Source organism: Mycobacterium sp., assembly GCF_040398885.1.
GTDB lineage: Bacteria > Actinomycetota > Actinomycetes > Mycobacteriales > Mycobacteriaceae > Mycobacterium.
This window is the reverse complement of the sequence record NZ_JBBATF010000124.1, coordinates 1-9,258: the sequence shown is the minus strand read 5'-3', so window position 1 is coordinate 9,258 and position 9,258 is coordinate 1. Positions and strand designations below refer to the sequence as shown.

Here is a 9,258-nt window from a genome sequence, read left to right as displayed (position 1 = left end):
GCGGCGTTGCGGCTCAGCCGCGGCATCACCACGGTCAGGATCGTCACGCCGATCATCCCGAACGGCAGTTGCAGCACCAGCCAGGTGTAGTTGTAGATCGCCGGGCCCGACGCCGCCGCGGTACTGGCGATCCGGTTGCCGACCACCAGACCCACCTGGCTGATCAGGACGTAGAGCACCATCGCGGCGGCCATGGTCCCGAACCGCTTGAGCCGGTCGTCGATTCCCCACAGCGGCCGCAGGCTGATCCGCTGCCGGCGGATCGCGACCAGCAGCATCGCCGCCTGGGCGACGACGCCCAGCGTGGTCCCGACGCCGAGCACCAACAGCTTGGCGTTGCCCATCCGAACCGGGTCGACCGAGAGTTCCCCGGGAACGGCCAGGTACAGCCCGAGCGTGGCGATGGCCACCACGTTGTTGACCACCGGCGCCCAGGCCGGTGGGCCGAAGACGTTGCGGTTGTTGAGGATCGCCATGAACACCGATGTCAGGCCGTAGAAAATCACCTGCGGCAGAAGCAGATAGGCGAAGGCGGTGGTCAGCGGCTGGTTGACCTTCGGATCGGCGCCGAGCATCAACCGGACCAGTAACGGCGCGGCCGCCACCGAGAGGATGGTGGCGATCAGCAGGACCGTGGTGGCCAGTGTCACGAGCCGACGCACGAATGCTTCGCCGCCGTCGGGGTCGTCGCGTTCGGCGCGGGCCAGGACCGGGACGAAGATCGCCGTGAAGGTGGCCTCCAGCACCAGCGCCGCGATGAGGTTGGGCAGCTGATTGGCCACCGAGAACGCACTGGATAGTGCGGCGCCGAGGATGGCGGCCAGCAGGACGATCCGGGTGAACCCGGTGATGCGGCTGACCAGGGTGGCAAAAGCCATGCCCCAGGACCGCGACACCACCGCGGCGTCGGAGAGCTCTTCGCGCTCCGATCGCGTCCCGGTGTCCGGCAGGCTCATCGGTGCTTCCCCAGTGGTGGGCGGGGCCGGTCGAGATCGGCTCGGTCGGGCTGGCCGCGGAAGCGGTGGTAGAGCCGGCGCCCGACCAGAAGCGCCAGCACCGCGCCGCCGGCCAGCGTGATGGCGAACAACAGTTTGCCGTAGGCATTGGAATGCACCGACAGCCGCACCGGGTCACCGAGTTGCAGACCCGCCGGGGTGCGCAGCGTGACGTCCACCGCGACGCGCTGGGTCACGTGGAGTTCCACCGGCACCCGCAGTGGCAGGTAGCCGGGGGGCACCTCCTGTTCGCCGAGGTCGGTCACCGTCATGCCGGGCGGGACGTCCACCTGCAGGCGCACCCGGATCGGCACCCCGAGGTCGTTGCGCAGCGCCAAAGGCAGCGCACTGCGCTCGGTGGCCAGCGTGTAGGAGTCGCCGGGGTTGACGATGCCCACCGCGCCGAACAGGTCTTCGATGGTCGCCGCGACGACCGCGAGGCGTTGGCGCGCAACGTCGTTGCGCGTCGCCGGCGGTTCGGTCTGACTCAACGCCCGCAGCATGTCCTCGCGCAGCGGCGCGGTGTACTGGGGGCCGGTCAGTCCGGTTCGGGTGTCGGTGGCCAACGCGTCGGTGAGTCCCGACTGGCGGACGGCCGCGGCCCGGATGGTGTCGGTGACGTCATCGTCGAACCGGCCCGGCACGTCGGTGGGCAGGTCGTCGGCGGGTTGCTCGGCCGGCGCAAGCGCGGCGGACTCGGCGATCACCGCGCCCAGCGGCCGTGGGCTCGCCAGACCGGAGCGCAGGGTGTTGGCCAGTGCGGTGAGCATCGCGCGGGCGTCGTCGGGCTGCGGGCTCCACTTCAGCGGCGGCAGCAGGATCTGGGTGCGGGGTTCGACCTCGGGTTGCAGCGCGCGCCAGACCATCGCCGCGACGGCGTCCTGGCGGCGGGCGACGGGGGAGTCGTGGTCGACCGGTACGGCGATCGAACCGTCGAGATAGGCCGGCACCGCGGGGTCGGTTCCCACCCCGGCCAGCGCGGCTCCCAGAGCCGGGTCGAAAGGCGCGAGCACCACGTTGCCCGACAGCCGCCGCGCGCTGACGTCGGGAGTGGCATCGCCGGAATCGGACGGCGCGATCACGACGGTCGGCCGACCGCCCTCCAGGAGATTGGCGGCGGCCGCGGTGAGCGTGCCGTCGCCGAGGACGGTGGCCCCGCGGGTCGAGGCGATGCCCAGGATCCGGTCGACGATGTCGGCGCCGGCGCCGATCGCCGCCGACCTCAACGCGGGGTCGCCGATCCGGTACAGCGCACCGAGATCGGCCTGGGCGTAGGGGGTCGCGACGACGCACATCCGCCGCGCCAGCCCGCGCAATCGGTCCAGCCAGGCCGCCGCGGCGGCCTGCCCGGTACCGGGGTGCGCGGCGGTGCCGAGTCCGTTGGGGGCGTCGGCCACCACGTAGCCCGCGGTCATCGCGTTGACGGTGACCAGCAGGTCCGGGTCGACCGCCAGGCACAGCGCCCGGTCGGTGCCGGTGCCGGGGTCGATGGCGCCGGGGCTGATGGCGAACTCCGCCGCCCCGAGCAGAGTGTCCAACCGGCCACCGGCCGCCAGCGACACAGCGAGGTCGTCGTTCATCAGTCGCACCGGGTTGGTGCCCCCGGGCACGCCGGGCGCCAGCCGGGGCTTGTCGGCCAGCGGCCACAGCATCGTCACGGCCAACGGTTTGGTGATGTCCGGTGGCACCGCGCCGGTGAGCTTGTCGCCCGAGGTGTCGGCCGGGTCGGGCGGCACGCCGGTCACCGGCAGCAGGAAGCGGGTCTCGTCGAGGCGGGCGGCGGCGTCTCCGTCGGGGGTGCCGTCGACGCTCACCAGCAGCGGGTAGACCCCGGGGGCGTCGACGTCCAGCGACGGCCGCTCGTCGGCCCCGAGGGGCACCGCGAACTTGAACTCGGCGGCCTGCCCGCGGTCGAGTCGGCCGGTGATGGCGAGGAATTCGCTGGCCGGGTCGAACTGGCCGCCCCCGTAGAGCGCGGTTCGCAGGGCGGCCGACGATGCCACCGCCGCACTGCGCTCGAGGCGTGCCATCACGTCGCGGACCGGGCGGTCGCCGACGTTGGTGACCGTCGCGGTGACCGTGACGGTCGGCTCGCTGGAGGTGGTGATCACGTCGGGGGTCACACTGTCGAGTCGCACCGCCAGGAACGCCGGCGGGTCCGGTTCGGCCGCCACCGTCGGACACAGGTTGAGCAGCAGCGCGAGCAGCCCGATGAGTGCGGCGATCCAGGCGCGCCGCCGGGGTTTCGTCACGCGCTCGGACCGCAGCCGTTCGCCCGGTTCCCGTCGCCGCGGGGCGGGTGGTCACGGGCGCGGGAGTGAGTCTGCGGGCGGCGGCGCGGGGCTGAGCGCGGCAGCGGCGGCAGCGCGGCCGGGCCGTCCGATTGCAGCCGTTCGATGAGTTCGTGGGCCACCACGGCCAGGCGCCGCTCGTCGGCGTAGGCGAGGCGGTCGGGAAGCTCGGCCACCGGAACCCATGCCACCTCGGTGACTTCCACGTCCGCGTCGCACAGTTCACCGCCGGAGAACCGCAGCAGATAGTGGTGCACGGTCTTGTGCACCCGGCGGCCGTCGGTGACGAACCAGTAGTCGATGCTGCCCAGCGCGGCGAGCACATGGCCGTGGATCCCGGTCTCCTCGGCGACCTCCCGGATCGCCGTCTGCTCGGCGGTCTCGCCCTGCTCGATGTGCCCCTTGGGCAGCGACCACAGCATCCGGCCCCGGCGGTCGACCCGGCCGATCAGTGCGGCCATCTGCTCTCCGCGGGGACGGTCGATTCCGTCGACGACCAGCCCGCCGGCGGAGGTCTCCCGGACGGTCCGCAGCCGCGGCGGGTCGGGCCGGCGCGGGCGTGCCCGGCCGCTCTTGCCGGACCCGGGACCCGACGCCGAACCGGAAGGGGAGTCGGGGTCGGGAGTTGCCGATTCGGGGCCGGGCCGCGGCGCTTCCCTGCGCTGTTCGCCCTGTTCGGTGGGGGTGCCCGCGCGCCGCCCGCGACGCCGCCCGCGACGCCGCCGCGGTTCGGCTCCCTCGCCCTCCGACACCTAAGCGATAGTAGCTGCCACGACCGGACCGGCCCGGCCGCACTCGGCGGTTCGGGGCGCGGCGGTTCCGGGCACTAGGCTCACCGGACGTGCCCGATGCCACCGACGACGCCGAGCTGCTGACCCGCGCGGCCGTCGAACTCAACCGGCACGGCGACGTGCTCCGGGAGATCGGTGGCCGGTTCGCGCGGGCCGGGCGCGAGTTGTACCTGGTGGGCGGCAGCGTGCGCGACGCGGTGCTGGGGCGGCTCACCACCGACCTGGATTTCACCACCGACGCCCCCCCGGACGAGGTGGCCCACATCGTGGGCCCGTGGGCCGACGCGATGTGGGACACCGGCATCGAATTCGGCACCGTCGGGGTCGGCAAGGCCGGGCACCGGCTGGAGATCACCACCTTCCGGGCCGACACCTACGACCAGCTGTCGCGCAACCCGCAGGTGCGGTTCGGGGATCGGCTCGAGGACGACCTGGTGCGCCGCGACTTCACCGTCAACGCGATGGCGGTGCGGATCACCGCGACCGGTCCGGGGGAGTTCCTGGACCCGCTGGGCGGCCTGGCCGCGCTGCGCGAACGGATCCTGGACACCCCCGCCGCGCCGGAGCTGTCCTTCGGCGACGATCCGTTGCGGATGCTGCGCGCGGCGCGGTTCGTGTCCCAGCTGGAGTTCGGCGTCGCCGAGCGGGTGCGCCAGGCGATCGTCGCGATGGCGCCGCAACTTTCCCGGATCACCGTCGAGCGGGTGGCCGTCGAGCTGGACAAGATGCTGCTGGGCGCCGACCCGGTGGCCGGCATCGAGCTCATGGTGCAGACCGGCATGGGCGAGGTGGTGCTGCCCGAGGTGGGCGGCATGCGGATGGCCATCGACGAACACCATCAGCACAAGGACGTCTACCAGCATTCGCTGACCGTGCTTCGGCAGGCGGTGGCGCTGGAGGAGCAGCCCGATCTGGTGCTGCGCTGGGCGGCGCTGCTGCACGACATCGGCAAGCCGGCCACCCGCCGGCACGAGGCCGACGGCGGGGTCAGCTTCCACCACCACGAGGTGGTCGGCGCCAAGATGGTCCGCAAGCGGATGCGGGCGCTGAAGTACTCCAAGCAGATGGTCGACGACGTCTCCCAGCTGGTGTATCTGCACCTGCGTTTCCACGGCTACGCGCACTCGGATGGAACCGGCCGGTGGACCGACTCCGCGGTGCGCCGCTACGTCACCGACGCCGGACCGTTGCTGCCGCGGTTGCACAAGCTGGTTCGGGCCGACTGCACGACCCGCAACAAGAAGCGCGCGGCGCGACTGCAGGCCAACTACGACGGCCTGGAAGCCCGGATCACGGAGTTGGCGGCCAGGGAGGATCTGGCGCGGGTGCGCCCCGACCTGGACGGCAACGCGATCATGGGGATTCTCGGCATACCGGCCGGCCCGCAGGTCGGCGAGGCGTGGAACCACCTCAAGGAACTGCGCCTGGACCGTGGGCCGCTGTCGCCGGAGGAGGCGACCGCCGAATTGCTGGCCTGGTGGAACGCCCGGGGCGGCGAATCCGTCTAACCGGGTGTGGATTACTGCCTGGATGCCGGCGACGGCTCGGCTTCGATCTGGACCGGGCCCGGTGCCCTCGACCTCGACGGCGACGGGTTGCTCGACGACCTGATGGTCGACGACGACGGCGACGGCGCGGCCGACCACGCCGAGTTGGACCTCGACGACGACACCGTCCCCGAAACCCGCCACAGCGACGACGGGACCGGAACGTGGGCGGTCACGGGTGATCCGGAGCAGCCGCTGCGCTGGTTCTCCCTCGACGGCGGCGGGCACACCGGGCCCGGCGACGTCGATGGCGACGGCGCCGCGGACAGGTTCTCCGACCTGGACGGCGACGGCCTGGCCGACCGGGCGGTGGCCGGTCGCACCGGCTATGTGGACACCGACGGCGACGGCCGGTGGGATCTGCGGTTGTCCGACAACGACGGTGACGGCGCGGCCGACGCGGCCGCCCGACTCTGACGCTCCCGGCGGGTTCTAGCGGCCCTGCCCGGGTGGCCCCGCGAATGCCTGGGCGATCGTGAGCCACTGCTGCGCGTCGGGGCCCTCGGCGACCACGTCCAGTTCGGCGCGCGGCCGGCGCTGGGTCACCAGGGAGCAGAAGTCGAAGGCCGAACCCGTCACCTTCTGTGCGGCGTCCTCGGGGCCCCAGACCCACAGGCTTGCGTCCGGCGCGGTCAACTCGACCCGGAACGGCTCGGCCGGCGGAGTCAGGCCGTGCACCGTGAAGGCGAAATCGCGGGTGCGAACCCCGAGATGGGCGATCGGCTTCAGCCGCGGCGACGGGGCGATCCGAACACCGAGCGCATCGGCCACATCCAGTCCGTGCGCCCAGGTCTCCATCAGCCGGGCGGTGGCCATCGACGTCGCACTCATCGGCGGACCGAACCACGCCAGCCGGCGGCCGTCCGGGACGGCGCGCAGGGCGGCGTGCAATTCGGTTCGCGCACTTCGCCATTCGGCCAGTAACTCATCGGGGGGCGCCGCCGCGGTCTGCTCGGCGGCGTCGTCGACGAAGGTCAGCGGCGCGCTCAGCGAATCGGCGGCCAGTTGCCGGAAGGCCTGCTCGTCGGTGAGTGTCATCAACGCGACCCGGTCGGTCCACAGCAGATGCCCGATCTGATGGGCGATCGTCCAACCCGGTGCGGGCGTCGGTGTCAGCCAGCGTTCGGGCGGAAGGCAGGCGACCAGAGCGTCGAGGGCCGCGCTTTCCTCGCGCAGGTCCTCGACCAGGGCGTCCAGCACGGTCATCCGGCACAGCCTAGTTCGCGCCGCGGCCGATACCGGCGTGCACGGCCAGCCCGACGAGATAGATCGCCGAACCGGCCAGCGCGAGCGCCGCTGAGCGGCCGTCGGCCGGGATCACCGCGGCGGCGGCCGAGATCGCGACGATGAACGACAACCAGAACAGCGCGTCCTGCACCGCGAAGACGTGCCCGCGCAGCGCGTCGCCGACGTCGATCTGCATTGCGGTGTCGGCGCACAGCTTGACCATCTGACCGGCTGACCCGAGCAGGAATCCGCACAGGACCATGATGCGCAAATCCAGAGTGGCCCCACCGAGTTGGACCAGCGCCGCGAACAGCAGCGCCGCGTTGGCCGTCGTGTAACGCCCCCACCGCCGCACCGTCGGTGGCGCCAGGACGTTGGCCAGAAACGAACCGCTGCCGGCGGCGGCCACGAAGACCACCGCGGTGCCCAGCCCGCCGAAACCCGTGGCATCCCCGGTGTGCCGAACGATCACCAGCACGAGAAGCGAGTTGATGCCGAACACCATGCGGTGGGCGGCCAGGCCGGACAGCGTCGCGGCGACCGGCGGGGTGGCCTTGACGGCCCGCACCCCGTAGGCCCAGCCGGTGGCCACCGCGTGGAAAGGCGACCCGTGCACCCCGGTGTGGCCGGGTCCCAGGACGTGCGGGGGGAACCGCAGGGTGAGCAGGAAGGCGATCGCCACCGGGACCGCCACCGCGAGGATGACGGTGGCCGCCGCGGCGTCGCCGTCGCCCACCAGCCAGCGCGGCACCAGCATGAAGTTGGCGCCGAGGAACGTCGCCGTGGCGCCGGTGGCGACGGCGACGGAATTCATCGTGACGATCCGTTCATGCGGAACCACGTCTGGTAGCGCCGCCGAAAGCCCGGAGGTGACGAATCGGCTGAACCCGTTGACGACGAGCGCGCCGCACAGCACGAACAGGTCGCGGGTGCCGGCGGCCAGCAGGGCGGCGACGGCCAGCACCGCCAGCACCCGTGCGGCGTTGGCGGCGATCAGCACGCTGCGCCGGTCCCAGCGGTCCAGAAGGGCCCCGGCGAACGGGCCGAGCAGCGAGTAGGGCAGGAACAGCACCGCGAAAGCCCCGGCTATCGCCCAAGGGTCGGCGGCCCGTTCCGGGTTGAACAACAGGCCCCCGGCGAGCCCGGCCTGAAACAGTCCGTCGCCGAACTGGCTGGCCGCCCGTAACTGCAGTAGCCGCCAGAAATCGGGCAGGCTGCGCACCGATCGCAGCAGCGACTCGGAGGCGCGGGCATCCACCACCGACTCACAGTACAAACACCGCCGGTTCGGGTACCCGCACGAGCCTGTTGGGGGCGCCGCGCCGTGCCATCATGGTGGGGTGTCGCAACCGGAGGACCCCGAGGAGTTCACGGCGCGCGCAGCCAACCGGGTGCGGGCGGGCACGTTGCTCCTCGCCAACATCGACCTGATGGAGCCGACGTTCCGTCGCAGCGCCGTCTATGTGGTCGAGCACAACGACGGCGGCACTCTGGGTGTGGTGCTCAACCGGCCCAGCGAGATCGCGGTCTACAACGTGCTCCCGCAGTGGTCCGAGCTGGCGGCCAAGCCGAAGACGATGTTCATCGGCGGACCGGTGAAACGCGATGCGGCACTGTGCCTGGGCACCCTTCGGGTCGGCGCGGACCCGGACGGCGTCTCCGGTCTGCGGCACGTCGCGGGCCGGATCGTGATGGTGGACCTCGATGCCGACCCGGGCATGATCGCCACCATGGTCGAGGGGGTGCGGATCTTCGCCGGATACTCCGGGTGGACCATCGGCCAGCTGGACGGCGAGATCGAGCGCGACGACTGGATCGTCCTGTCGGCCCTGCCCTCGGACGTGCTCGTCGCGCCGAGAGTGGATCTGTGGTCCCGGGTGTTGCGCCGCCAACCGATGCCGCTGGCGATGCTGGCCACCCACCCCATCGACGTCAGCCGAAACTGAGCCCGCGGTCCTACGGCCCGCACACCTGGGCGCAGCCGCCGCAGCCTTCACCGGTTCCGCAGCCCCCGCCGGCGGACTGTCGGCGCTCGACGTAGCGGGCACCCTGCCAGGAGCCCGCCCCGATCGTCACGACGGCCCCGATCGCGCCGACGATCAACCCGATCAGGCCGACGCGGGACGGCGCCGCGAGGGCGACGATCCCGCCGGCGGCCAGCATCACCCCGGCCGCCACCTGAGTGGGCGCCACCGCCCGCAGCACCACACCGGTGAGGTCCGTCGGGACCGGCCGGCGCAACGTCCACAGACCCGAGCCGCCGATCAGTACGGCCATGCCCAGACATGCGAGGGCCGCGAAAAACATGGGCCCAGAATACGGGCCGCGGCGGGCGCTAGCGGGCGGGCACCGTGGCGACCACCGCCGTGGCCGGGTCAACCGGCGGCGGCGGCACCGCGGAGACGGG

General features: G+C 72.3%; 9 protein-coding genes. 3 read left to right on the top strand and 6 right to left on the bottom strand.

All coding sequences use genetic code 11. The annotated features are described in order from the left end of the window. The 3 genes from murJ to ADBZ5U_RS11865 form a co-directional block, all read right to left on the bottom strand. Window positions 1–956: murein biosynthesis integral membrane protein MurJ (murJ, locus tag ADBZ5U_RS11875; RefSeq protein WP_526265663.1), on the bottom strand; the 956-nt coding region annotated here is incomplete at its 3' end. Continuing rightward, entirely contained in the window at window positions 953–3,247 is a 2,295-nt protein-coding gene (locus ADBZ5U_RS11870; RefSeq protein ID WP_526265661.1) for a DUF6049 family protein, read from the bottom strand. The genes ADBZ5U_RS11870 and murJ, both read right to left, overlap by 4 nt. After that, entirely contained in the window at window positions 3,244–4,038 is a 795-nt protein-coding gene (locus tag ADBZ5U_RS11865; RefSeq protein ID WP_526265659.1) for an NUDIX hydrolase, read from the bottom strand. The genes ADBZ5U_RS11870 and ADBZ5U_RS11865 overlap by 4 nt, the downstream gene beginning before the upstream one ends. An 89-nt stretch (window positions 4,039–4,127) precedes the next feature. On the opposite strand from ADBZ5U_RS11865, the gene ADBZ5U_RS11860 reads away from it, so the two are divergent. Beyond that, a complete protein-coding gene (locus ADBZ5U_RS11860) occupies window positions 4,128–5,585 on the top strand; it encodes a CCA tRNA nucleotidyltransferase (RefSeq protein ID WP_526265657.1) in 1,458 nt (485 codons plus the stop codon). 6 nt (window positions 5,586–5,591) lie between these two features. Further along, window positions 5,592–6,041, top strand: a complete 450-nt coding sequence (locus ADBZ5U_RS11855) for a pullulanase (protein ID WP_526265655.1) — start codon at window positions 5,592–5,594, stop codon at window positions 6,039–6,041. Window positions 6,042–6,056: 15 nt separating this feature from the next. On the opposite strand, the gene ADBZ5U_RS11850 is transcribed toward ADBZ5U_RS11855, so the two are convergent. Then, window positions 6,057–6,830, bottom strand: coding sequence for a TIGR03084 family metal-binding protein (locus ADBZ5U_RS11850; RefSeq protein WP_526265653.1), 774 nt, complete (start codon window positions 6,828–6,830; stop codon window positions 6,057–6,059). Between the two features lie 10 nt (window positions 6,831–6,840). Beyond that, window positions 6,841–8,112 carry an MFS transporter gene (locus tag ADBZ5U_RS11845; protein ID WP_526265651.1) on the bottom strand — a complete coding sequence of 424 codons (1,272 nt, stop codon included), beginning with the start codon at window positions 8,110–8,112 and terminating at the stop codon, window positions 6,841–6,843. A gap of 79 nt (window positions 8,113–8,191) precedes the next feature. On the opposite strand from ADBZ5U_RS11845, the gene ADBZ5U_RS11840 reads away from it, so the two are divergent. Further along, window positions 8,192–8,797: a YqgE/AlgH family protein gene (locus ADBZ5U_RS11840; RefSeq protein ID WP_526265649.1), complete on the top strand. Its 606-nt coding sequence runs from the start codon at window positions 8,192–8,194 to the stop codon at window positions 8,795–8,797. A 10-nt stretch (window positions 8,798–8,807) separates the two neighbouring features. Here ADBZ5U_RS11840 and ADBZ5U_RS11835 read toward each other — a convergent pair whose 3' ends face one another. Next, window positions 8,808–9,158, bottom strand: coding sequence for a hypothetical protein (locus tag ADBZ5U_RS11835; RefSeq protein ID WP_526265647.1), 351 nt, complete (start codon window positions 9,156–9,158; stop codon window positions 8,808–8,810). Between the last annotated feature and the right edge of the window lie 100 nt (window positions 9,159–9,258).